This window comes from Gordonia jacobaea, assembly GCF_965344965.1.
GTDB classification, from domain to species: Bacteria; Actinomycetota; Actinomycetes; order Mycobacteriales; family Mycobacteriaceae; genus Gordonia; species Gordonia jacobaea.
Genome location: NZ_CBDRLS010000002.1, coordinates 852,308 through 875,083, shown reverse-complemented (window position 1 = coordinate 875,083; position 22,776 = coordinate 852,308). Strand labels below are relative to the sequence as shown.

General features: G+C 64.7%; 20 protein-coding genes and 1 tRNA gene. 10 read left to right on the top strand and 11 right to left on the bottom strand.

The annotated features are described in order from the left end of the window. Positions 1–230: 230 nt before the first annotated feature. The 3 genes from ACRVY7_RS10105 to ACRVY7_RS10095 all read left to right on the top strand — a co-directional run bounded on the left by ACRVY7_RS10105 (position 231) and on the right by ACRVY7_RS10095 (position 6,708). Positions 231–1,625, top strand: coding sequence for a carotenoid oxygenase family protein (locus ACRVY7_RS10105; RefSeq protein ID WP_431816952.1), 1,395 nt, complete (start codon positions 231–233; stop codon positions 1,623–1,625). A 120-nt stretch (positions 1,626–1,745) separates the two neighbouring features. After that, the gene (gene mgtA / locus ACRVY7_RS10100) at positions 1,746–4,370 is read left to right on the top strand and encodes a magnesium-translocating P-type ATPase (RefSeq protein WP_431816951.1); all 2,625 of its coding nucleotides are present in this window, start codon (positions 1,746–1,748) and stop codon (positions 4,368–4,370) included. Positions 4,371–4,530: 160 nt separating this feature from the next. After that, complete coding sequence (locus tag ACRVY7_RS10095) at positions 4,531–6,708, top strand: FUSC family protein (protein ID WP_431816950.1); 2,178 nt, start codon at positions 4,531–4,533, stop codon at positions 6,706–6,708. 9 nt (positions 6,709–6,717) lie between these two features. Here ACRVY7_RS10095 and ACRVY7_RS10090 read toward each other — a convergent pair whose 3' ends face one another. From ACRVY7_RS10090 to ACRVY7_RS10075, 4 genes are all read right to left on the bottom strand, one after another. Then, the gene (locus tag ACRVY7_RS10090; RefSeq protein WP_431816949.1) at positions 6,718–7,023 is read right to left on the bottom strand and encodes a hypothetical protein; all 306 of its coding nucleotides are present in this window, start codon (positions 7,021–7,023) and stop codon (positions 6,718–6,720) included. Between the two features lie 200 nt (positions 7,024–7,223). After that, positions 7,224–7,652: a VOC family protein gene (locus tag ACRVY7_RS10085; RefSeq protein ID WP_431816948.1), complete on the bottom strand. Its 429-nt coding sequence runs from the start codon at positions 7,650–7,652 to the stop codon at positions 7,224–7,226. A 271-nt stretch (positions 7,653–7,923) separates the two neighbouring features. After that, positions 7,924–8,277 carry a VOC family protein gene (locus ACRVY7_RS10080; protein ID WP_431816947.1) on the bottom strand — a complete coding sequence of 118 codons (354 nt, stop codon included), beginning with the start codon at positions 8,275–8,277 and terminating at the stop codon, positions 7,924–7,926. Positions 8,278–8,509: 232 nt separating this feature from the next. Further along, on the bottom strand, positions 8,510–9,034 hold the full coding sequence (locus tag ACRVY7_RS10075) for an ester cyclase (protein WP_431816946.1): 525 nt from the start codon (positions 9,032–9,034) through the stop codon (positions 8,510–8,512). 59 nt (positions 9,035–9,093) lie between these two features. Here ACRVY7_RS10075 and ACRVY7_RS10070 point away from each other — a divergent pair, with 59 nt between their 5' ends. Then, entirely contained in the window at positions 9,094–9,732 is a 639-nt protein-coding gene (locus tag ACRVY7_RS10070; RefSeq protein WP_431816945.1) for a TetR/AcrR family transcriptional regulator, read from the top strand. A gap of 41 nt (positions 9,733–9,773) precedes the next feature. Here the strand turns inward: ACRVY7_RS10070 and ACRVY7_RS10065 are convergent. After that, a tRNA-Gly gene (locus ACRVY7_RS10065) sits at positions 9,774–9,844 on the bottom strand. Between the two features lie 168 nt (positions 9,845–10,012). Here ACRVY7_RS10065 and ACRVY7_RS10060 point away from each other — a divergent pair. From ACRVY7_RS10060 to dcd, 3 genes are all read left to right on the top strand, one after another. Further along, a complete protein-coding gene (locus tag ACRVY7_RS10060; RefSeq protein ID WP_431816944.1) occupies positions 10,013–10,783 on the top strand; it encodes an SDR family NAD(P)-dependent oxidoreductase in 771 nt (256 codons plus the stop codon). Positions 10,784–10,837: 54 nt separating this feature from the next. Beyond that, entirely contained in the window at positions 10,838–11,407 is a 570-nt protein-coding gene (locus ACRVY7_RS10055) for a hypothetical protein (protein WP_431816943.1), read from the top strand. 100 nt (positions 11,408–11,507) lie between these two features. Then, positions 11,508–12,086: a dCTP deaminase gene (gene dcd / locus ACRVY7_RS10050; protein ID WP_431816942.1), complete on the top strand. Its 579-nt coding sequence runs from the start codon at positions 11,508–11,510 to the stop codon at positions 12,084–12,086. Between the two features lie 4 nt (positions 12,087–12,090). Here the strand turns inward: dcd and ACRVY7_RS10045 are convergent, their stop codons facing one another. Next, positions 12,091–13,377 (bottom strand): M20 metallopeptidase family protein, encoded by a 1,287-nt coding sequence (locus tag ACRVY7_RS10045; RefSeq protein WP_431816941.1) that lies wholly within the window; start codon positions 13,375–13,377, stop codon positions 12,091–12,093. A gap of 222 nt (positions 13,378–13,599) precedes the next feature. On the opposite strand from ACRVY7_RS10045, the gene ACRVY7_RS10040 reads away from it, so the two are divergent. Next, a complete protein-coding gene (locus ACRVY7_RS10040) occupies positions 13,600–15,021 on the top strand; it encodes a UDP-glucose dehydrogenase family protein (protein WP_431816940.1) in 1,422 nt (473 codons plus the stop codon). 135 nt (positions 15,022–15,156) lie between these two features. Further along, a complete protein-coding gene (locus ACRVY7_RS10035; RefSeq protein ID WP_431816939.1) occupies positions 15,157–16,548 on the top strand; it encodes a hypothetical protein in 1,392 nt (463 codons plus the stop codon). Here the strand turns inward: ACRVY7_RS10035 and ACRVY7_RS10030 are convergent. Next, a complete protein-coding gene (locus tag ACRVY7_RS10030) occupies positions 16,525–17,379 on the bottom strand; it encodes a MerR family transcriptional regulator (RefSeq protein ID WP_049700486.1) in 855 nt (284 codons plus the stop codon). The two genes, ACRVY7_RS10035 and ACRVY7_RS10030, sit on opposite strands and share 24 nt — an antisense overlap. A 16-nt stretch (positions 17,380–17,395) precedes the next feature. Further along, positions 17,396–17,974, bottom strand: a complete 579-nt coding sequence (locus ACRVY7_RS10025) for a TetR/AcrR family transcriptional regulator (RefSeq protein WP_431816938.1) — start codon at positions 17,972–17,974, stop codon at positions 17,396–17,398. Between the two features lie 48 nt (positions 17,975–18,022). On the opposite strand from ACRVY7_RS10025, the gene ACRVY7_RS10020 reads away from it, so the two are divergent. Further along, positions 18,023–19,627: a DHA2 family efflux MFS transporter permease subunit gene (locus ACRVY7_RS10020; protein WP_431817072.1), complete on the top strand. Its 1,605-nt coding sequence runs from the start codon at positions 18,023–18,025 to the stop codon at positions 19,625–19,627. On the opposite strand, the gene ACRVY7_RS10015 is transcribed toward ACRVY7_RS10020, so the two are convergent. The 3 genes from ACRVY7_RS10015 to ACRVY7_RS10005 are packed head-to-tail and all read right to left on the bottom strand — an operon-like array spanning position 19,589 to position 22,742. After that, positions 19,589–20,728, bottom strand: coding sequence for a PDR/VanB family oxidoreductase (locus ACRVY7_RS10015; protein ID WP_431816937.1), 1,140 nt, complete (start codon positions 20,726–20,728; stop codon positions 19,589–19,591). The two genes, ACRVY7_RS10020 and ACRVY7_RS10015, sit on opposite strands and share 39 nt — an antisense overlap. 23 nt (positions 20,729–20,751) lie before the next feature. After that, complete coding sequence (locus tag ACRVY7_RS10010) at positions 20,752–21,693, bottom strand: metal-dependent hydrolase (RefSeq protein WP_431817071.1); 942 nt, start codon at positions 21,691–21,693, stop codon at positions 20,752–20,754. Positions 21,694–21,740: 47 nt separating this feature from the next. Continuing rightward, the gene (locus ACRVY7_RS10005) at positions 21,741–22,742 is read right to left on the bottom strand and encodes an alpha/beta fold hydrolase (RefSeq protein ID WP_431816936.1); all 1,002 of its coding nucleotides are present in this window, start codon (positions 22,740–22,742) and stop codon (positions 21,741–21,743) included. Positions 22,743–22,776: the final 34 nt, after the last annotated feature.

The following is a 22,776-nucleotide window of genomic DNA, read 5'->3' as shown; positions in this document are numbered from 1 at the left end:
ACCTTCCAAATGTCTTGCGTACTCGTGGCGGGTCACCGAAACCTCGCACAGGGACGTGTGTGGTGACCGTGTGTGGTGACACAGTAGCCGCGCTGGCCCTTATCGGTGTTGGCGGTGAACGTCATTGTGTGAATCGGCACCGCCAGACAGTGGCGGGAGAAGTCGCGTATGACGCTCGGCGAGCGGACTCGCGACTTATCCTGTAGGTGGCTCGACAGAGAGTGGACACCATGACCGTCACACCGACCCGACCAGCGCCTGTGCAACTCACCCACCACAATCATCTCGCCGGGATCTTTGCGCCACAGCGAACCGAGGTCGACGTCGCCGACCTGCCGGTGACAGGCGAACTGCCCGAGTCGCTGACCGGCAGCTACCTGCGCAATGGACCCAACCCGCGGTTCGATCCGATCGGGTCCTATGTGTACCCCCTCGACGGCGATGCCATGGTGCACCGCGTCAGCATCGAGAACGGGCGGGCGTCGTACATGAATCGCTTCGTCCGGACACCGATGGTGGTAGCGGAAGAGGCTGCCGGACATGCGATCTGGTCGGGTATCACCGACGGGTACACGCCACCGGCGGAGGACGTGGGAGACAAGCTTGCCGGGACCGTCCGTGAGCTCCCGGACATCAACATCGTCTCGCATGCCGGCAAGCTGATGGCGATGGCCGAGGCCGATCAGCCGTATCTGCTCAACGCCAAAGACCTTGCGACACTGGGACGCACCGACTGCTCCGGCGCAATGCGGGTCGGTAGCACCGCACATCCGAAGCTGGACCCGTCGAACGGCGAGCTCGTGTTGTTCAACTACACGCTCGAGGCTCCATACCTCACGTGGTCGGTCATCAACGCCGATGGCACCACGAAGGTGGAGCCGACGCCCGTCGACGGTCTCACCGACGCGGTGATGATTCATGACATGGCCCTCACGAGCACTTACATCGTATTGTTTCTGTGCCCCTTGATCTTTGACCTGGAAGCGGCGATGACCGGTGGCTCGTTGCTGTCGTGGCGTCCGGATGATGGCACTCGCATCGCGCTGATTCCCCGGGACGGTGGTGCGGTGCGGTGGATCATGACCGATCCGTTCTGGGTGTGGCACTTCGCCAACGCCTTCGACAACCCCGACGGCTCGGTGACCGTCGACTACGTGGAGTGGAGCTATCCCGGCGGTTTCGCGACGGAGTCGAGCCCGTCGTCGTCGACCTTGAACAGGGTCGTGGTGTCCCCGGACGGACGACTCTCGCGCACAGCGCTCAGTCGAAAAGACACCAATATGGAGTTCCCACGTGTCGATGACCGACTGCTGACCCGTGATCATCGCCGCGTCGCCACCGTGGCCAAGGGACCAGGTGACGTTGGCGATCAGGACAGTCTGTGGTTCCACGACCTGTCCGCGGATACCGAAACCTGCTGGACCCCCGGCGTTGCGATCGGCGAGCCGATCTTCATCCCCGGCGCCGAGGGCGATTTCTGGGGCGCGATCGGCACCGACCCAGCGGACATGAGCTCGCGGTTCTATCTGCTTTCGGCCGACGATCCGGCGTCCGGTGCGATCGCGACCATCGACCTGCCGCAGCGCGTACCGGCGGGCCTGCATGGGGCGTGGCTGGCTGGGTGAGCATCGTGCCGGTCGGCGGGCAAAGTGCGATCTGCGGCATGTCCGCGACCACTGCGACCTTGGACCCCGATTGGCTGTCCCCGGTATCGGAGGCGGCGATGAAATAGCAGAATCAGCGGCATGAGTGGTCCGTCGACCGACAGCCCCCGCAGCGGAGCATCGTCGGACATCGTCGCGCACGCCTGGGCGGCGACGACCAGCGATGTCACGAGCGCGCTCGAGACCGGCCCGGGTGGCCTGACCTCGGCGGAAGCCGCGACCCGACTCATGAGAGACGGTCCGAACGCTCTGCACACCGTGCATGTCCGGCCGCTGCACATCCTGGTCAACCAGTTCCGCAGCGCCCTGATGGTGCTACTGATCGCGACGGCCGTCCTCGCCTTTGCGCTCGGCGACCGCAACGACGCTGTGGTGATCGGCATCATCCTCGCGGCGAGCGTCCTGGGTGGATTCGTCAACGAATACCGGGCCGCGAAGGCCACCGAAGCGCTGCACGACCGGGTGCACCACAGCACAACTGTGATCCGTGACGGCACCGCGCAGACAATAGACGTCACCGGACTCGTGGTCGGTGACGTCGTCCGTCTGGTGCTCGGGCAACTCGTGCCCGCCGACATCCGGCTGACCGAGGTCACCGATCTGGATTGCAACGAGGGCGTGCTCACCGGCGAATCCACGGCCGCCGCCAAACAGATCGACCCGCTGCCCGCCGATACGCCATTGGCCGACCGCACCAATTGCGCATACATGGGGACGGTGGTGCAGTCGGGCACCGCTACCGGGATCGTCGTTGCGACCGGAGCACACGCGGAATTCGGTGCCGTCGCAGCAGGTCTCGGTGACGATCCTCCGCAGACCGCGTTCCAGAAGGGCCTGTCCCGGTTCTCGGTGCTGCTGCTGCAGGTGGCGATCGTCCTGACGGTGTTCATCATCGCTGCGAACCTCATCCTGGGCCGGCCACTCGTCGAGTCGTTGCTCTTCGCCCTCGCGATCGCGGTCGGAATCACCCCGCAACTGCTGCCCGCTGTCGTCACCACCGCCCTTGCCGCCGGCTCCCGACGACTTGCCGCGGCAAAGGTGCTGGTCAAACGTCTGGTGGCGATCGAGGACCTCGGCGACATCGACATCCTGCTGACCGACAAGACAGGCACCCTCACCGAGGGACAGATATCGCTGATCGGCGCGCAGGCACCCGACGGCCGACCCGACGACGACGTGCTGCTCACCGGACTGCTGGCCACCGACGCCGCCGACACGCAGTCGTCGAGCGGCAACGAACTCGATACGGCGCTATGGCGCGGCGCCGGGCCGGTCGAGGACCGGGTGGCTGCCTACTACCGGATCGCCACACGGCCATTCGATCACGTCAGGCAGATGGCGTCGGCGATCTCCGCAGGACCCGACGGCCGGCACACCCTGGCCGTCAAGGGCGCGCCGGAGCGAATCCTCGAGCGCTGCACTGGAACCGGGCCGGGGGCCGAGGAGACGCTCGACCGGCTGTTCGCGCAGGGCTCGCGAGTGGTGGCGCTGGCCACTCGGGAGATGCCCGCCACTCAGACCACGATCGGCGACGACGACGAGCGCGAGTTGACCCTTGTCGGTTTCCTCGTGTTCCTGGACCAGCCGAAAAAGTCGGCGGCACAATCACTCCGCGATCTCGACAACCTGCACATCACGGTCAAGGTGGCCACCGGTGACAACGTGGTGGTGGCCGACAAAGTCGTCGCCGACCTCGGTATGACGTCGGGTGGCAGCATCACCGGGGCCGAACTCGACCGTCTCGACGACGAGGAGTTCACCCGGGCGGCCCGGGAGCGCACAGTATTCGCTCGGGTCACACCGGAACAGAAGGCACGGATCGTCAGCGCGCTGCAGACGCACGGACAGTCGGTCGCCTTCCTCGGCGACGGGGTCAACGACGCCCTGGCCCTGCACCGCGCCGACGTCGGCATCTCGGTCGACAGCGCCACCGACGTCGCGAAGGATTCCGCGGATGTGGTTCTGCTGGAGAAGGACCTCGGGGTGCTTGCGCGGGGTGTTGCCGAGGGACGACGCACCTTCGCCAACACGATCAAGTACGTACAGATGAGCGCGTCGAGCAACTTCGGCAACATGTTCAGCGCGGCGGGTGCCTCCGCGGTGCTGCCGTTCCTGCCGATGCTGCCCAGCCAGATCCTGCTGAACAATCTGCTCTACGACTCGAGCCAGCTCGCGATCCCGAGCGACCGGGTCGACGCCGAAGCCCTGCGGTCGCCGTCGCACTGGGATATCGCCGCGATTCGGCGGTTCATGGTGTTCTTCGGTCCGATCAGTTCGCTGTTCGACTTCCTGACCTTTGCCGCGCTGATCAAGATCTTCCATGCTCAGGCCACCGAGTTCCACACCGCATGGTTCGTGGAATCGTTGGCGACTCAGATACTGATCGTGTTCGCGATCCGCACTCGTCGTATCCCTTTCTTCCGCAGCCGACCGTCGGCGCTGTTGATCGCGGCGGTCGGAATAGTGCTGGTGATCGGGGTGGTGCTGCCGTTCACTCCGTTGGCCGGGCCACTTGGCTTCGTCGCGCTGCCAGTGTCGTTCTATGTGTTCCTGCTCGTGATGGTGATCGGTTATCTGGTCGTCGTGGAACTCGCGAAACACGTGTATTACTCGACCGCGACGTTCCGGCCACAGCTACCGCCGCGCTGGCGTGGGCTTCAGCACCGCCTGGAACGCCGTTCCTCACCCTTCACCGCTGTGGCGTGACCGAGAGTGGGTGTGACCGGGAGTGGCACCTCGAAAGCACTTGCGAAAGAATGCCATTCGGCGCGGCCCCCGGTTCCCGCAACATAGAATCCGAGAGCAAAAACAGGACCTCGGAGTGGATGTGCACAACTCACAATCTTCGATAATCAGATCACTCCGGGTGTACGACCCGGGCCACACCTGGCTGATCTATGCCACGTCGACGACGATCGCGACGGCGTTGGGGATTCTGGTTGCCCACTTCGTCATCGTGGCCACCCACGGACCCGACATTCTGCTGGTGACAGGCGGAATCATCGGCATGGTCGCGTTCGGAGCGACCGGTGACGTCACGGCGAAAGCCCGCTGGCTGACGTCGGTGACCGTCGTTGTCCCGGGGCTGGCCGCAGCGGCGCTGGGTGTCGTGCTGACGCATCATTCTCCTGCTGAGATCGTCGTGTCGATACCAATGGCCGGATTCTGTATCTGGGTACGACGATTCGGTTGGCGCGGCCTGGCGGTGGGCGGTGTGACTTTCTTTGCCTACCTGATGGCGATCTTGGCCATGCGAGAGCCCGGGGCGAACCTGCGGCAGATTCTTCTGGTCGTCGGAGGCGCACTCATCTGCGGTGTGCTGCTGCGGACGGTGATGCTGATCGAGTTCCCGGCACGCCGACTCAGGTTGCACCTGCGGCAGTTTCGGGCGTCGTGCGCCGAAGCGCTCGAGCGGTCCCAACGACCCGGAACCGACGCAGAGATCCTGGTGCCGGTGAATCACCTGCCCGACCTCACCCTTGCCATGGCCGGGTGGCTACAACAGTTCGACGTCGCGTCGCTCGGAGTGGACCCGAACACGCTGCGCCGCAGAATGTTCGACGCGCAGAGTGCAACTGAGCTGGCATGCGAACAATTGCAGTCTCTGACGAAATCGGGTGTCGATCCGCATTCGGATCCCACGCTCTCCGGTGTCCTTGGTGCGCTGATGACCGTCGTTCGCGGCAAGCCGTCGAGCCACGACGCCGCGGCCGCGGAACTCACGGCACGCTCGGCGATCACCACGGTCGACCCGTCGAATCCACTTGGCCTGGCAACGCTTTTCGTCTCCCGTGCGCTGCTGGCCCAACTCGACCTCGACGACGCCGCGCGCGGCGATTCCAACCTTGAGAACCCCGGCCCGCCCGAACCCGATGTGGTTGCCGCCGATGTGTCTGATGCCGATGTCTCCACTACCGATGGGGCCACCACCGACGACCACGTCACCAATAACACTGCGGCCGTGGTGCGTTGGTGGGACCACCTGCGGCCAACCTCGCGGATGGCGATTCAGGTGATGGTGGCGACCGCCATCGCAGCGGGTGTGGGACAGGCGATCGCAGCGGGGCGTTGGTACTGGGCGGTGATGACGACGTTCATTGTCTTCATGACCGCCGCCACCCGTGCCGACGTGCTGACCAAGTCGTCGTGGCGCGTTGTCGGGACTCTGGTGGGGGTGGCGTTCGGTGCGGTGGTGGCAATCCTGCTCGTCGGTCACCCGCTCCCGCTGTCCATCCTGTTCTTGGTCTGCGTGTTCTTCGGCTACTACTACCAGGGCGCCAACAATGGCATGCCCACCATCTTTTTCACGATCCAGTTCGCTGTCATCTACGCCCTCCTGGGCTTCCACAACTGGACGCTCGCCTTTGTTCGACTCGACGAAACCATCGCGGGTGCGATCGTCGGCGTGGTGTGCGCTTACATCGTCACGTCGCAGCGATCCGACGGTGCTGTGGCCGCCGGCGTCGACAAATACTTTGCGGCACTTGATCATCTGATCGTGTCCTGCGGTGAGGCGCAGACGTCCGCGCATCAGTCGAAGCCCGTCGTCGACGCGGCGATCGCACTCGACAACGCGCATCAGGGGGTTCGGTCGACCCTGTCGAACATGGCGGCGGCGATGCTCGTCGGTCTCGGTGCACGACGCCGCGCTCGTTCACTACAACTCGGACGCCTCACTCGAAGTGCACACGTGCTGGCGCAGACTTCGAGTGCGCTGTCTGCCGACCCATCACTGGTGTACACCGGGCACGACGCCGAGGTGGTGAGAGCTGCCGTCACTCGACTGCGAGCCGACGCCGAGGACCTTCATCAGATCTTTCTGGAACAGCCCGTGGCACACGCCGAACGAGGTGAATCGTTGGCGCAGTTGCTCAGTGGCGTCGACGCCCGACCGGATACCGCCCGCGGCGCAGGTGTCGCTGCGTCCGTGCGCCTGGACCATCTCCTCCGCACGCTTCCGGATACCGTTGCCGCTCCCGTCGCGTCTACCGCCCGAGCCGACAATGACAGCACCCAGGCGACGGCGCACAAAGGGCCACGTTAAACAGAGCGGTTACGTCGGCGGCGGCAGTGTGACCACTGGACACGGATACGTGGCGCCGGGAGGGTCACACTCGACGTAGGCGCACACACCGCCGGAATTGAACTGACTGCACAGCATGACCGGCGGCACCCCGTCGAACTCAGGGCCGCCGCCCCGCAACGTGATGGTCACCGAATCGACCGAATCAGCGTCCACATCAACGTATTTCGACAGAATCGCGTTTACTTCCAGTAACGCCTCAACGGCTGCGGATCGCAGCACGCGCACCCGCTCCAGGTCTCCCGCTGATACGGGAACGCCCTCTTCGTTCGGCATTTGCGCCGCATTCCCATCATCTCCACAACACATGATTCCTCCGATCGACGGTTCATCCGATCGCCCACATGCGGGGCTAGCAACAAGAATGGGACGCGTCGCCTGCCGGCGCCGCCTGAAAGCCGGTTTCTGTCGGTTGATCGATCGATATGGCTGATCGCCGTCGGCCGCGTGATGGTCGTGGTGAACGCCGCCGCCTCTCAAGCCTGTGCTGCGGTCTGTTCGGCGCCGGCCGCCACAGTTGCCGGGTCCATCCACATGATCTGCCAGGCGTGTCCGTCGAGGTCGTTGTAGCTGCGCCCGTACATGAAGCCGTGGTCCTCGGTGTCCCCGGCGCTCGCGCCGGCAGCGATGGCACGGTCGAAAAGATCGTCGACGCTGTCACGGCTGTCGGCGTCGAGGCAGATGATGCACTCTTTTGTGCTCGCGGCGTCGGCCGTCTGGGCGGGGTGGAACGAGCCGAAGTAGTCGCGCTCGAGCAGCATCGCGACGATGTTGTCGCCGAGTTGCAGTGACACCGCACGCTCGTCGGAGAACTGTTCGTTGACGCTGTAGCCGAGTTCGGTGAAGAACGCGCGCGAACGGGCGACGTCGGCCACGGGCAGGTTCACGAAGATCATGTTGTGCATCGGAGGTCTCCTCGTCGGGGTCATGTGCCCAAGGCCGGGCACCTTCACAGATAGAGACACCGCGGGCCGCCGAAACTCATCGGTCCGGTGGCACTGGAAGGCAAGGCTCAGCGCACAGGCCGCATGGATAGTACGGGGGATTGAACGCCAGTAGCTGTGGCGCGCCTGGAAATTCCGAAATCCGCTCTAGCTGCGGTGACATGAGAGCCGATGACGGTAGTCGAACCCGTGTAGGGAGCGATCTCGTCGCCCGGCTCGACACGCACCTGCGTCAGTAGTCGACGCGGAAGCCGCCGATGAGCCGGATGGTGTTGCCGTCAGGGTCAGAAATCTCCGACAGTCGCACACCCTTGTTTGCCTCGACGACGTCGCCGGTGGACAAGCCGCGGTCGGCCAGGTCGACCCGATGTGCGTCGAGGTCGTCGACCGCAAAGTTGAGTAGCGCGCTGCCCGCTCGATCGGGGTCGAGGTGGACCTGCACCCAACCGCCGTCGACCACCTGCCACTCAACCAGTGAGGGCATGGGGTTGTTGGTGAAGGTCGTCCCGAAAAGCCGCGTATACCAGTCGCCTGCGCGATCGATGTCGCTGACGGGAACAACGGCGAGTAGATGGGCGATGCTCATGGACTGCGTCCCTTCGTCGGTTGTGTCTGACGCATGGATAGACCGTGTGGGGCCGCAGAAGTCATCGGTGTGTGGGTGGCATTGTCGGCTCGGAGCGGTAGACACTCGAGAGTGCCTGGGCTCCCCCGCTGATCGAATAACCAGGCGAGCGCACGCCCTTCGACACGCGCACATGCTCTCTGCTCGGGGACCGCCGAGCGTAGCGAGATTCCCGAGCGCATGCGGATCTCGTTCAGCGCGAGCCGGATTCGGCGCGCTGCGCTGCGCGCTTCGCTTGGGCGCACTGCCAGAGGTAGCGAGGTGACGGGGGGAACCAGCCCAGTTGCTGTCCCATCCCGAGGTCGTCACGGTTGGCCCAGTGTTCGGCGCACAGCCCGTCGCGCATGCGGAACCAGTGGGTCTGGGTTACCGCGAAGGTCTTGCCGGTCGGCGCGAACACCTGCTCCACGCGGCCGGCAGCGTCGTAAACGACGAACGGTCCGCGGTGTGTGCCGGACATCGTCGCGTGGACGACCACCAATTCGCCGTCGACGACGGCGACATGCGGTTCATGACGCAGATCCGGGAAGGCGGCCCGCAACCAGAGCGCGGACGCCCAGAACGCTTCCGGCCCCACGCCGCGACAGTTCGGTGGCTCCGCGTGCGCCTCCCGATTCACCGCATCGGGATGCATCGTCGCGTCGAACGCTGCCCGGTCGCCGGCACCCATGTCGGTCACTGCGCGAACGGCCACCCCAGCTGGTTCCTGAATACTCATGACGACCTTCGACTTTCGATACATAAGGACTGTATTGAAAATCTAGTATTGATTACAGGGTGACTGGAGTCAATAGAAGGCGAGGCTACGACGCGTCGGGGCGACGCGACCAGGCCCGTGCCCGACGGCGCCAGATCGTTCTGTCCGCCACAGAGTTGTTCGAGCGCAACGGTTTCGGAGTCACGGTCGCCGACATCGCAGACGCCGCCGATGTTTCCCCCGAAACCATCTACAAGTCTTTCGGCGGCAAGGCCGGACTCATCAAGGTCGCCTTCGACCAGGCATTGGCTGGCGACGACCAAGAAGTCGAGGTGGCCGACCGGCCCGAGACCCGGGCCGTCGAGACCGAACCCGACCCCCGCCGCAAGCTCGAGTTGTACGTGGCGGCAGCGGTGCCGCGGATGGTCCGTGCCGGACGGCTGATGCTGGCGATCCGCGACGGAGCGCGCACCGATCCCGCACTACGCGAGCTGTGGACGACTGCGCTACAGCAGCGACTGTTCGGGATGACCAAATTCGCCGAGCACCTCGCCAACTCCGGCAGCCTGCGGGCCGGGGTCACCGTCGAACACGCACGGGACACGCTCTGGACATTGATCGCGCCGGAACTCTATGAACTGCTTGTCGTGATGCGTGGCTGGACGATCCCCGACTACCGGGACTGGATGGTCCGCGCGATGGTCGCCGAACTGGTCTGAGCCGAACCGGTTCGGACTACGTGACATCGCGGTGATATGTGAGCCGATGACGGGAATCGAACCCGCGTATTCAGCTTGGGAAGCTGATGTTCTGCCATTGAACTACATCGGCGTGCGAGGCCTGCTCGCGAACGACAGCCTAGCAAACCCAGGCCCCGATGACGGTGACCGGCCGCGACGTCGCGGCTATCCTCGCGACCAGGCTCGCGTAGGCGCCCGGTGCGACACACCGCCTGCGACACACAGCTGCGACAGACAAACGACGACGGGGAGACCACTCATGGAGTACCGCAACCGCACAGCACTCATCACCGGGGCCAGCGGAGGGATCGGCGAACAGTTTGCCCGCGCACTCGCGGCGCGTGGTGCCGACCTGATCCTGGTCGCTCGCAGCGAGGACAAGCTGGTCGCGCTCGCCGACGAGTTGGCGTCGCGACACGGCGTCCGCGCCGAGGTCATCCCCGCCGACCTTTCGATACCGGGCGCCGTCGACAAGGTTGTCGCCGACGCAGATGGCCGCGGGCTCCGCGTCGACGTGCTGGTCAACAATGCGGGCTTCGGCACGTTCGGATACCTCGCTGACGCCGACCCCTCGCGCATCCGCGACGAGGTACAGCTCAACGTCGGCGCACTCACCGACTTCACCACGATCTACATCAAGCGTATGGCCGACGCGGGCACAGGGACGATCGTGAATATCGCCAGTAATGCTGCGTTCCAACCGGTTCCGAGTATGGCGGTGTACGCGGCCACCAAGGCATACGTCCTGTCGCTGAGCGAGGCGCTCTGGTCGGAGGGCAAGCGCAAGGGCGTCCACGTCCTCGCCGTCTGTCCCGGAGCCACCGACACCGAGTTCTTCGACGTTGCTGGCGACGGCTCGGCGATGAAGTCGCGCCGCACCACCGAGCAGGTCGTCGACACCGCGTTCAAGGCGCTCGAGGCCGGCAAGCCGAGCGTCGTCGACGGTCTCGTCAATCGCATCGGTGCGTACGGTGCACGGTTTGCTCCGCGTCGGCTCGTGCTGGCTATCGCCGAGCGTGCCGTGAGCTGAGCAAGTAATCCGTTACCGGCGCCAACCAGCGGCGGACGGAGTAAACCGATTGCCATGCGATCGAGATGGGTAATGCTGGCAGCGGCGTCGGTTCTCGTCCTCGCGGGCTGCGCCACGGACTCGGGTACCGCGACGACCACCAGTCAGCACAAATCGAGTGCCTCGGCGGTCACGGTGACGGTTACCGCGTCGACGCAGACGCCCACGGTGACGACCACCGCACCGCCGGAGACACCCACGGTCGCCCCGGTCAGCGAGGGTGCCCAGTGCGGCCCGATCGGGGCAACCGCAGTATTCGCGGACGGCTCGACGGCCTACTGTTCTCGTCTCGCGGGTACCGATAACGCGGTGTGGTCCAGCGTTCAGGGCGTCGCACCCAATCCGAACCTGCCTCAAACCACCACTTCAGGGCCGTCGCTCGGCGACAACTGCATCGGCGCGGACATCGGCCGGACCGCCGTCGACGCCAATGGCAACGCCATCATCTGCACCAATTATCAGTGGCAACTCAACACAGGGCAGACGCCCGAGCATCGCTGGGCCGACGACCAGCGGGCGTGGTCGGACTGCATCCAGACCAAGACAACCGAGGAGTGCCGCGCAGAGCTCAATTCCGGGGGTTGAGGCGCCCTGCGTCGCACGGTTCCGTTCCGATAACCCGGTGTAAGACCGCAGAACGCCGTCGTCGTACCTGCACCAGACACCGTCCGATACGCTCGCAGGCGTGCTGCTCTCCGATCGCGACATCCGCTCCGAGGTCTCCGACGGCAACCTGTCGATCGACCCGTTCGACCCTGCTCTCGTGCAGCCGTCGAGCGTCGACGTCCGGCTCGACAACCTGTTCCGGGTCTTCAACAACACCCGCTACACCCACATCGACCCCGCACAGCGGCAGGACGAGCTGACAACGCTCGTCGAACCCGCAGACGGCGAGCCGTTCGTGCTGCATCCGGGCGAGTTCGTCCTCGGCTCGACGCTGGAGATCTGCAGCCTGCCCGACTACCTGGCAGGCCGACTGGAGGGCAAGTCGTCGCTCGGCAGGCTCGGACTGCTGACACATTCGACGGCGGGCTTCATCGATCCCGGTTTCTCCGGCCACATCACGCTCGAACTGTCGAACGTCGCCAACCTGCCGATCACGCTCTGGCCCGGCATGAAGATCGGGCAGCTCTGCCTGTTCCGGCTCAGCAGCCCGTCGGAGAATCCCTACGGCAGCGCCGCGGTCGGGTCGAAGTACCAGGGCCAGCGCGGCCCGACGCCGTCGAAGGCGTATCTGAACTTCATCCGCGACGCCGGCAAGTAACCCGTCAGCTCGACTCCGCCAGGTGTGCGTAGGCGACGTGCACGAAGATCCGCAGATAGTCGAGCAGCGAGTCGTCGTCGGCGTAGAAATCCGGTGAGTGATTCGACGCCAAGCCCCGGCCACCCGGCGTCGGAGTCAGTCCCTTGCCGCTGACCTGAGCGTCCTGGACACCGTAGGTGAAGTAGGCGCCGCCGAAGTCGCGCACGAACACCGACACGTCGTCATATCCGAGCGCTCCGGGCACGTCGACCACACGCTCCTTGCCGATGACGTCGTCGATCACAGGTCGAATCCTGTTGACCCACTCCGGTGTATTGACCACGGGCGGAACATCTTGCAGATACTCGACGGTCGCGCTCGCGCCGTACGCCGCAGCGGTGTTCTCGGCGAGACGTCGGAGTTTGTCTTGTACCGCAGTCATATCGGCGCCATCGAGGCAGCGGATGGTGCCCCAGAGCGTCACTGTCTGGCCGATGATGTTGAAGCGTCCGACGTCGTCGACGTGTCCGAACGACACCGTGATTGCGTCGTTCGCGGGCACCTGCCGGTAGATCTGCGCGCTGCCGGAAATGATCTCGGCTGCAACGGGATACGGGTCGATTCCCATCCACGGGGTCGACCCGTGGACCTGCTTACCCTCGACGGATATCTTGATCATGCACGACGCCGCGTACTGATTTCCCACGTGCACACCGACCATTCCGATCGGCAGGGGAACGACGTGCATTCCGAAGACCATGGTTGGGGTGTGGTCGGTGAAGGCGTTGTCGTCGACCATCGCCTGCGCGCCACCGCTCTCGCCGACGGGCGCTCCTTCTTCGGCAGGCTGAAAGATGAACATGACGTCGCCGGGCAACCGATCGCGAACCGAGGCCAACACATGCGCGGCAGCGAGAACCGTTGCCGTGTGGCAATCGTGGCCGCACGCATGCGCAACGGGGAACGGGCCGCCCGGATAGTCCTTGTCGACGACAGTCGACGCGAAGTCGACCCCTGAGGTTTCCTTCACGGGCAGTGCGTCGATATCCGCACGCAACGCTGCCAAGCGCTTGCCGCCGCTTCCACTGTCGCCCCCGCCGCGCAGGATGGCCACCACGCCGGTGCCCGCGATACCGCTGCGGATCTCGTCGATGCCCGCGTCGCGTAGACGTTCGACGATGAACTCCGCGGTGTGATGCTCGCGATTGGAGAGCTCGGGATGAGAATGCAGGTGGTGTCGCCAGGCGACGAGGTCGTCGAAGATATCGCGTGCTGCGGAATCGAGGGCGGAAGCGATCGTCGAGGAGGTCACATAATCGAGTGTGCCCGCGAACCCGGTCCGGCGGTGCCGAATTCGCCGGTGATGTCGGTATTCTCCTGCCGAATTCGACGAGGCGTTGTCCTGTGATTCGCCTGCCGGGTCACCTCGATTCGACTGCCGTTCAACACCTGAACACGACGTTCACACGCGCGCCTGCGACTGGTCATGTGCTCGTAGCAAGTTGGCAGATCGGCCCACGTAGTCACTTCAGGTATGAAGCTGACAGTGATCGGGTGTGGATACCTGGGGGCGACACACGCAGCGTGTATGGCCGAACTCGGGCACGACGTGCTCGGCGTCGACGTCAATCCGGATAAGGTGGCTCGCCTGTCGTCGGGCGAGGTTCCGTTCTTCGAACCAGGACTCGCAGACATTCTGCGCCGCAACATCTCTGCGGGGAGGCTCTCGTTCACCACAGAGGCCGGCGCCGCTGCCGCGCACGGTTCGGTGCACTTCATCGGGGTGGGTACACCGCAGCGTGCGCGAGGACATGCGGCCGACACGTCGTATGTCGAAGGTGCGGTGGACGCCCTGGTGCCGCACCTGCGTGGTGACCACCTGATCGTCGGCAAATCGACTGTCCCAGTGGGCACCGCAGCGTCGCTGGCTCGACGGATCAGCACGTTGACGGCACCAGACGCCACTGTTGACCTCGCGTGGAACCCCGAGTTCTTACGCGAAGGCTACGCCGTCGAGGACACGCTTCGTCCCGATCGGCTGGTTATCGGCACCGATCCGGATTCCGACGCGCGGGCCGCACGTGCGGTGCTGCGTGATGTGTACCGCGAGATCATCGACACCGGACTTCCAGTCATCGAAACCGACTGGTCCACAGCAGAGTTGGTGAAGGTCTCGGCGAATGCCTTTCTCGCGACGAAGATCTCGTTCATCAACGCGATCAGTGAACTCTGCGAGATCGTCGGCGCTGACGTCTCGACGCTCGCAGACGCGATCGGTCACGACAAGCGGATCGGGCGCCGATTCCTCAACGCGGGCCTGGGATTCGGCGGCGGCTGTCTCCCCAAGGACATTCGGGCCTTCGAGGCGCGCGCCGAAGAACTCGGGGCGCATGGAGCACTCCGATTCCTGCGCGAGGTCGACACGATCAATATGCGACGACGCTCCGCCATGGTCGACCTCATCGCACAGGTATGTCCGCGAGAGTTGTTGGGCGCCAACATCGCGGTGCTCGGCGCGGCCTTCAAGCCAGAAAGCGACGACGTGCGCGATTCGCCTGCGCTGAGTGTCGCAGGACAATTGGCACTACGCGGGGCGTCGGTCACGGTATTCGACCCGAAGGCCAACGCCAACTCCCAACGGATGTATCCGATGCTCGGCTATGCCGATTCGGCCGCCGAGGCCGCCCAGGACGCCGACGTCGTCGCAATCGCCACCGAATGGGCGCAGTTCGTGCACATGGCGCCACCGGAACTCGATCCAGTCGTGCGTTCACGCGTCATCGTCGACGGTCGTCGCTGTTTGGACCCGCAGTCGTGGCGGCGGGCAGGCTGGTCGTACGCCGCGCTCGGTGGCGCGGTTGCGACTCCGGAGAACGCGTTCGACGCAGATCAGCGTGCTTCGGCCGGTCTCGGCCGCGGGTCCTTCGAAGGTGCGACACAAGTGGCGCACCGCTGACGTCATGCTAGGTTGAACACTCAGAAGTGCGGGGGAGTGGTCGAACGAGCGCGGCACAGGTGAACGAACACAGGTTTACCGGCCCGACTCACGAGAATGCGCGTGGGGTTTCTCGATGACGGGGACTACCGAACTATGGACAACGGGGCGATCCCGAACGGGGTGATCGAAGACGGGCGGGTTATCGACGCGTCCGTGATCAGTCGTGTCTCCGACCACCTCCGACGCCGCCACTCGACGCTCGTCGACTCTTTCGCTGTGGTGAGCGTCGCCGAGGACGGTGTCGATGTGACGCTCGTCGACGTCGAATCCGGTGCGGCCGTCGTACGCAGACGCGCCGCAGGCACAAGTGGAGCCGAACTCGACGCCCTCATCTCCGACCACCTCGTGCGCGCGGGCCGCGTCGACGCCCCCGACTCCGACGAGTGGACAGCAGAACTGCACCTCCTGAGTCACAAGGGCCGATACCGCCTCGCCGAGTCCGACGGCACGTTCATCATGGGCGAGAAGCACGTCCGACTGTTCCGTGTCACCCGACGCGACGTCGCACAGTCGACACTTGCCCGCGCCGAGAACGTGCCCGACGCTGTTGCGCAGTGCGCGGAATCGACAGGCCGTCAGGTCAGCGCGATGGTTTTCGATTCGACGCACACCGTGTGGCCAGGACTCCCGGAATTGCTCGCTCCGGTCGCCGACGTCCCGATCGTCGTTCTCGACGACATGACACTGGCGATGCCCGACGTTGCCGCCGTGCAGGGGCCAGCCGCGGTACGGGGGCCAGAACCAGTGGCCGAGACCACCGATCACGTCGAGGTCCACCGCGAGCCGGTCGCGCACGTGGGTGCAGACCCCGTCGCGGAGCCCGAGGGCACCCCCGTTGCGGGAGTCCGTGGCGACTCCGTCGTAGAAGTGGGCCATGCACAACTGCCACTCGACCCGCCGCTCGCTCCGCCGCTGCGGTCCGTCGACAACGAGTTCGATGTGACGGATCGGATCGAGCCCGTCAGGCTCGCCTACTCAGATCCGTCGGCGCCCGCGTATCTGCACTCCGTGGGTGTTGGGCGAAACACCGAAAACTACTTTCCGGCAGACGAATTCGTTCCGATATCCCCCAGAATCGAACCTCGCGAGCAAGAAGCCGCAGCGGTTGATGCGGCAGCGGTTGACAAGACACCGCCGCGCGGTCGAAAGAAGATCCTGATCGGTGCCGGAGCAGTCGGCGTCGTCGGAGTTGCCTTGGCTGCCACCGCACTTGGGCTCAGCGGTGGTTCCGCTTCGCCATCGGCGTCGAACCCTGTCACCACGACGCACAGTTCGACGACTACGCAGTTGTACGCAGATCTTGCCGACCTCAACGAGGCTCGCGCACCCGCTGCTGCCTACGTGCCTCCACCCCCGCCGCCACCGCGGACCGAGGAGTCGCAGCGTGCCGAACAACCGCGCCCGCGCAGCAATCCTCGGCCGAAACCCAAACCGCGAGCGGTTATTCCGCTACCCGGAGGGTTACCCCCGATCGTCGTTCCCTGACCGCTTTCGTCCCTTGGCGGTCGAGCTCTGGCGTTCGCCCCGTATGTCGAGCGGATCCTGGTCGACCGAGTCGTCGGCGATGGCGAGATAGTCGTCGAGCTGACGAGCCATGTCGCGATCGAGCGCGCGGTCGAGAGCATTGTGTGCGATCGTCGACCCCGCTCGTCTGAATTCGACGAGAAGGTCACGCACCCAATCTGCCTCGGCAGCGGTCTGCGGTATCCAACCGTCCTTGTATTCTTCGGCGATCGTCCCGCGTCCGGCCGAGATGAGTGCCTCCGCAACCGAATCCATCTGTGTACTGAGGTTCTCATGCACGGAGAGAATCGAATTCAGCGTCAGACCGCGCCGCACGAGGCGGGCATATGCATCGATCGTGTCTTGGTCGAGCACCGTGAATGACGTTGGGGGATCTGCTGTCCCCTCCGGCTTGATCAATCCGAGGTCGGTCAATCGCGTGAAGTACGCGGGGTTGCTGTTGTTGAGCAACTCGCGCAGTTCGTCGGCGCTCACCGAGGTCTTCGTCGTGTTCCCCCACGGAGCGGCGACCACTTCGCGCAGCCCGAGGACGTCGGCGAGGTCGTCGCCGCGCTGGATTCCGGTGAGGAATTCGCCGATATGCCGGATGGTGAATCCACGGCGGAGCAGATCGTTGATCACCCTGAGTCGGTCGAGGTGAAGGTCGGTATAGATCGCGATCCGCCCGCGGCGCAAGGGCCTCGGCAACAGTCCGCGATCCTGATATCCGCGGACGTTGCGTGTGGTGGTCCCGGCCACCCGCGCCAGATCATCGATCCGGTACTCGTTGGTGGCCTTGTCATCGCTGCTCATCGCGCTCATTCTCGCATCACGCGCTCAGGCCGCGGAGCACCACGGCCAAGACGTGCTCGTAGTTCTCGACGGGATCGATCGTCGGGGGATGGGTACCTGCGAGTTCCAAGGCCACCGCACCGTGAACGCAGCTCCACACCTGCATCGTCGCCTGATGGGGATCGGTCTTCATCAGTAGTCCCGCGTTCTGGCCGTACCTGATGTGTTCGGTCAGCACCGAGAAGGCGTGTTCGGCGACGTCGGAGTCGGGGTGGTGCTCGCGCGAGAACATCAGTGAGTACGCGACCGGGTAGCGCAGCGCGAACTCCCGGTACGCCCTGCCGCTGTGCGCCAACCTCTCTCGGGCGTCGTCGTCTGTCACGTCGATCATGTGCGCGAACTCGACGAAGGCGTCGTTGACCAACGCGTCGAGTAACCCCTCCTTGCCGTCGAAGTGGTTGTAGACCCCCATGGGTGCGACGCCGGCGTCGGTCGCGACCACGCGCACGGTGAGGCCGGCGACACCGTCTCGTTCCAGAATTCGACGCCCCGACGCGATGAGGTTCGTGCGTACCTCGGTCGCCGGGGTACGACGCGTACTTCGTGTGGGAGCCATATTGACAACCTACTAGAACAGTGTTCTTCTAGAAAAGAACCACGTTCTATAACAGTAGAACGACAATCCACTATGAAGGGTTCTCGCATGCGTTCTCGCTGGTTGGCGCTGTGTGCGCTGTGTTTGGCTGCGCTCTTGGTGATGGTCGACAACACGATCGTCAACGTCGCGTTGCCGACCATGTCGCGTGATCTCGGGGCGGGGATCTCGGGACTGCAGTGGATCGTCGACGCCTACACGCTGGTCTTCGCCGGGCTGCTTCTCACCGGTGGTTACCTCGGCGACCGGTTCGGGCACCGTCGGATGCTCCTGGTGGGTATCGCGGGCTTTGCAGGGGTGTCGGCCCTCGCCGCCTCGGCGAACACGTTGGGTCAACTGATTGCTGCGCGTGCCGGCCTGGGAGTGTTCGCGGCGCTGGTGTTTCCCGCGACCCTCGCACTGATCGTCGCGATCTTCCCGGAAGGGAAGCAACGTGCCACGGCGGTCGCCGTCTGGGGTGCGACGTCGGGAATCGCCGTGGCGATCGGGCCGGTGCTCGGAGGGTGGCTGCTCGAGCACTACTCGTGGGCGTCGGTGTTCTGGGTCGGACTACCCATCGCGGCGGTGACCGCGATCGCTGTGCTCGCGGTGGTACCGGGCACGCGACCGGAATCGGTGTCGCGGTTCGACGTCGTCGGCCTGGTGCTGTCGGTCATCGGACTCGGCCTGCTGACCTACTCGGTGATCGAAGGTCCTCACCACGGGTGGACCGATGCACGAACCATCGTGGGAATCGTTGTGGCGATTGCGGTTATCGGACTCTTCGTCTGGCGTGAACTCGTGGTGGCGCACCCGATCCTCGACGTCGCGCTGTTCGCCAATCGCAGGTTTGCGACCGCAGCGGGAATGGTGGCGGTCGCGTTCTTCTCGCTGTTCGGATTCATCTTCCTGATCACCCAGTTCTTCCAGGCCGTGAAGGGATACGGGCCGTTCGAAGCAGGCCTGCGCACACTGCCTTTCGCGATCGTGACCGCGGTGTGCTCGCCGGTTGCCATGGCGCTGGCGCACCGATTCGGGCCACGCTGGGTGGTGACCTCGGGAGCGGTCCTGATGTCGGCAGGCTTTGCGCTGGTGGAGATCTCGTCACGGATGTCTGGTTACTGGGAACTCATCATCTGGTCGATGGCGCTGATGGCGGCGGGCCTCGCCGCGATCACGGGTCCGTGCACGCACGTGATCATGAACTCGCTGCGACCGGAGCAGGCGGGCGCCGGTAGCGCCGTCAACGACACGACGCGTGAGATCGGTGGAACACTGGGCGTGGCCGTGCTCGGCTCGGTGCTCACCTCGGTGTATGCGTCTTCCGTATCGGAAAGGATTGGCGCACTAGGACTTCCGCGCGAGATTGCCGAGATGGCCGAACAGTCGGTGATGGGCGGAGCGGAGGTCGCCGCCCGCGCCCCTGAGTCGATCTCCAGCCCTATGACCATCGCCGTGCAGGAGGTCTTCGTCGACGGGCTGCACAGCGCGGTCTGGGTGGCGGTTGCGGTGACCGCCGTGGCTGCCGTTGCCGCTGCGGTTCTACTGCGCGGCGAAAGTCACTCGCGCGGCGTCGAACTCACGTCGGATGCGCACTCAGAGGTCGACGGTCAGGTGATCGCCACCGGCGCGTGAGACGCAGGTGAGGATGGAGCCCGCTGCGCGCTCCGGCTCGGTCAGGATGTTGTCGCGGTGGTCGATTGCCCCCGACAACGTCCTGATCTTGCATGTGCCACAGAAACCCTGGCGGCATGAATAGGGCACTGACGGAACCTCTTTGCGGAGCGCGCTCAGCAAGGTCTCGTCCGCCGCGACGTCGATCTGCTGTCCGGTCGAGTCGATCGTGACGGTGAACGGACGACCGTTCTCCACCGGCGGCGGGCTGAAACGCTCGTAGTGCAGTTCGATGTCGGGGCGGTCGTGTAGATGGCGCCGCAACGACTCCAACATCGGTACCGGGCCGCAGCAGTAGACCGCGAGACCCGATGGGGCCCTTCCGGTCTGGGGGTCGATCGGTCCGAGCAATTCCTCCATGCTCGGCAGGCCGTGCTCGTCGTCGGTGCGGATGGTGATCTTGTCGCCGAATCGCGCGACCTCGTCGCGGAACGGGATCGAGTCCATACTGCGACCGGTGTAGATCATCGACCAGTCGAGACCGAGGCGCTCGGCGGCCGCCAGCATGGGCAGGATCGGCGTGATGCCGATGCCCGCAGCGACGAACCGGAGTGAGCGGGCTTGCGATCCGTAGCCGGGCAATGCGATCGGAAAGGCGTTGCGCGGACCCTTGATCTGAACGGTGTCGCCGACGCGCAGGGTGTCGTGCACCTCGACCGAACCGCCTCCGCCATCGGGGATGCGCCGCACGGCGATTCGGTAGGTCTTCCTATCGGCGGGATCGCCGCAGAGGGAGTACTCGCGCATCCTGCCCGACGGCAGCAGGAGGTCGAGATGCGCTCCGGCGTGCCACCTTTCGAGAAGCTGATCGTCGAGTCCGGCGAAGGTCAGAGCGACGACGTTCTCGTCCTGCGCGACGACCTCTCGTCCCACGATGCGCAGCGTCGTGACGCCGTCGTACTCCGCGGTCGACCGCAGTGGCGAGAACGGACGCCAAAACGGCAGCCACGTCTTGGACAGCACGGTGCCGAAGGTCATCAGGGGATCATGGCGCCATCGTCCGTAGAGATGTGGTGGCACCGAGGTCATTTCGGTGGTGTGCGGGTGTGCCCGTTGATTCATGGTCTGTTCGGTTCCGTGTGTACTCAGGAGGCGTTTCGTGCTGCCGGCGAGGACGCCAGGTAGGCGACAGCCTGTGCGGTCGAACCGATTTCGGTTGGATGAAAACCTGGCCTGAAGTAGCTCGCCGTCGCGAAGAGCACACTGCGGATCGTCGGGAGAACGCCTGCCCGAACGCCACGCGCGTAGTGATACTGGCGGTAGAAGTAGTTGTTGTGCTTGATCGCCGGATCCTGATGGGTGATGAAGCGGAAACCGCGGAAGAGTAGGAGCAGCAGGGTGGGCAGTGCGATCAGCATCGCCCGGCCGCGCCGGAGGTAGCTGTCACCGAAGTAGACCGCGACGTCGTGTGCGACCGCTCGGTGCTCGACCTCCTCGGCTCCGTGCCAGGTGAACAGGTCCGACATCGTCGGATCGGCCCCGACCTCGGTCCAGGTGTTGTTGAGCGCGAAATCGCCGAGGATCGCGGTGTAGTGCTCGATGGCTGCGATGAGCCACAGTCGTTCGATGAGGTGCTTCTGTTTGGCCTCTACGCTGCCCTTCTCCAGGGGGCCCAACACCTTTCGGAAGACCCACTCCATCTGGCGGCAGTACGGCCGTGGGTCGATTCCGTGGTGGTCGAGGAACTCCCAGAGCACGTGGTCGTGTGCCTCTGCGTGCATGGCTTCCTGGCCGATGAAGCCGCGCATCGTCGCAGCCAGTTCCTCGTCACGAACCAGGGGGAGTGCTTCGTTGTAGGTCTGGACAAACCAGCGCTCTCCCTCGGGGAGAAGCAGATTGAGCACGCTGATGAAGTCGGACGCGATCGGGTGACCCGGAATCCAGTGCAGCGGAACGTCGCTCCAGTCGAATGTCACGTTGCGTGCGTGGAGCTCGACGTCGCCGGGATCGGTGTCGTTGTCCTGAGGTGGGACTACGTGTGGTGTGGATGGGTGTGGTGCGAATGCGTGTGCTGAGGTGGTGTCCACCTTCTCGGCGTGTGCGTGCACGGTAGAAACTCCTTCGCGATGGCAGGTCAGCGGATAGCGGCGCGGTCGGGGGTGGTCGCGGTGGATGTTCGGGCGGCGATGCGTCGTACGAAGTCGCGGATCGAGTCGGCGACGTAACCGGGATTGGTCGTCGGGGCCCAGTGGGTGGTCGGTGACTCGAGACGGGTGAGATCGGGGGCGAATCGGTTCGTGTTGCGCAGCAGGTGTGTTCGCACCGCGAAGTCGCGGGTGTTGACCATCTCCAGCACGGGAACGTTGGTCGTGCGCGGGTTGGGTTTGCCGACCTTGCGCACCATGTTGGCTCGGTAATACCGCGCGCCAGAACGCATGTCGTGCCGCAGCGATGGCGCGACGACGATCTGCTCGGCGGGCGTACCGTCCATGAGTCGCAGAAAACGTCGCCATGCGCCGGGCGAGCCGAGCGTCGCGGAGATCAGCGTCGGACCGAATGGCAGGTGCAGCAGCATGATGTACGTCGAGAAGAACGACTGCAGGAGGGTGTCGAGCGCTCGACGAGGCGTCGGATGAGAGATGTTCTCGCGCAGGAGCACTCCCACGTGGTCCAGGCACGGGCCGGAGATGGTGGTGAACGACGCGAAGTGATCTGCGGCATCGGGGCGCGACATAGCCTCCCATGACTGGATGGAACCCCAGTCGTGCGCGACAACATGGACGGGCGCGTCGGGGCTCACGGCATTGGCGACCGCGTACAGGTCGTCCGCGAGCGTTTCGATGCGGTACGCCGACACTCCACGCGGGTTGTCGCTGACTCCGAGTCCGCGGGTGTCGTACGCGACGACCCGGACGTCGTCGGAAAGACGCTCCGCAACCTCGGTCCACACCTCATGCGTATCCGGCCATCCGTGCACGAACAGCACCGTCGGACGCTCGGCGTTTTCGGGAGTAGCTGGGCTGGCGGGGTTGTCGGCTCCCGAGACGGCGGATGTGTCACCGGCAGGATCGTCGAACTCGAAAGTCGCGAGACGTACGCCGTCGACGTCGATGAGTCGTTTGACCCACTGCTTCATGCGTCACCCCTTCGGTACCGTGATCTGGTTAACG

What these genes read in the sequence shown, in the direction of transcription:
- ACRVY7_RS10060 (WP_431816944.1), top strand. Translation starts at nt 10,013, where the DNA reads ATGGAGTACCGCAACCGCACAGCACTCATCACCGGGGCCAGCGGAGGG.
- ACRVY7_RS10105 (WP_431816952.1), top strand. Translation starts at nt 231, where the DNA reads ATGACCGTCACACCGACCCGACCAGCGCCTGTGCAACTCACCCACCAC.
- ACRVY7_RS10080 (WP_431816947.1), bottom strand. Translation starts at nt 8,277, where the DNA reads ATGAGCATCGCCCATCTACTCGCCGTTGTTCCCGTCAGCGACATCGAT.
- ACRVY7_RS10075 (WP_431816946.1), bottom strand. Translation starts at nt 9,034, where the DNA reads ATGAGTATTCAGGAACCAGCTGGGGTGGCCGTTCGCGCAGTGACCGAC.
- ACRVY7_RS10025 (WP_431816938.1), bottom strand. Translation starts at nt 17,974, where the DNA reads ATGGCTCCCACACGAAGTACGCGTCGTACCCCGGCGACCGAGGTACGC.
- ACRVY7_RS10015 (WP_431816937.1), bottom strand. Translation starts at nt 20,728, where the DNA reads ATGAATCAACGGGCACACCCGCACACCACCGAAATGACCTCGGTGCCA.
- ACRVY7_RS10005 (WP_431816936.1), bottom strand. Translation starts at nt 22,742, where the DNA reads ATGAAGCAGTGGGTCAAACGACTCATCGACGTCGACGGCGTACGTCTC.
- ACRVY7_RS10085 (WP_431816948.1), bottom strand. Translation starts at nt 7,652, where the DNA reads ATGCACAACATGATCTTCGTGAACCTGCCCGTGGCCGACGTCGCCCGT.
- ACRVY7_RS10030 (WP_049700486.1), bottom strand. Translation starts at nt 17,379, where the DNA reads ATGAGCAGCGATGACAAGGCCACCAACGAGTACCGGATCGATGATCTG.
- ACRVY7_RS10035 (WP_431816939.1), top strand. Translation starts at nt 15,157, where the DNA reads ATGGACAACGGGGCGATCCCGAACGGGGTGATCGAAGACGGGCGGGTT.
- ACRVY7_RS10040 (WP_431816940.1), top strand. Translation starts at nt 13,600, where the DNA reads ATGAAGCTGACAGTGATCGGGTGTGGATACCTGGGGGCGACACACGCA.
- ACRVY7_RS10055 (WP_431816943.1), top strand. Translation starts at nt 10,838, where the DNA reads ATGCGATCGAGATGGGTAATGCTGGCAGCGGCGTCGGTTCTCGTCCTC.
- ACRVY7_RS10090 (WP_431816949.1), bottom strand. Translation starts at nt 7,023, where the DNA reads ATGCCGAACGAAGAGGGCGTTCCCGTATCAGCGGGAGACCTGGAGCGG.
- mgtA (WP_431816951.1), top strand. Translation starts at nt 1,746, where the DNA reads ATGAGTGGTCCGTCGACCGACAGCCCCCGCAGCGGAGCATCGTCGGAC.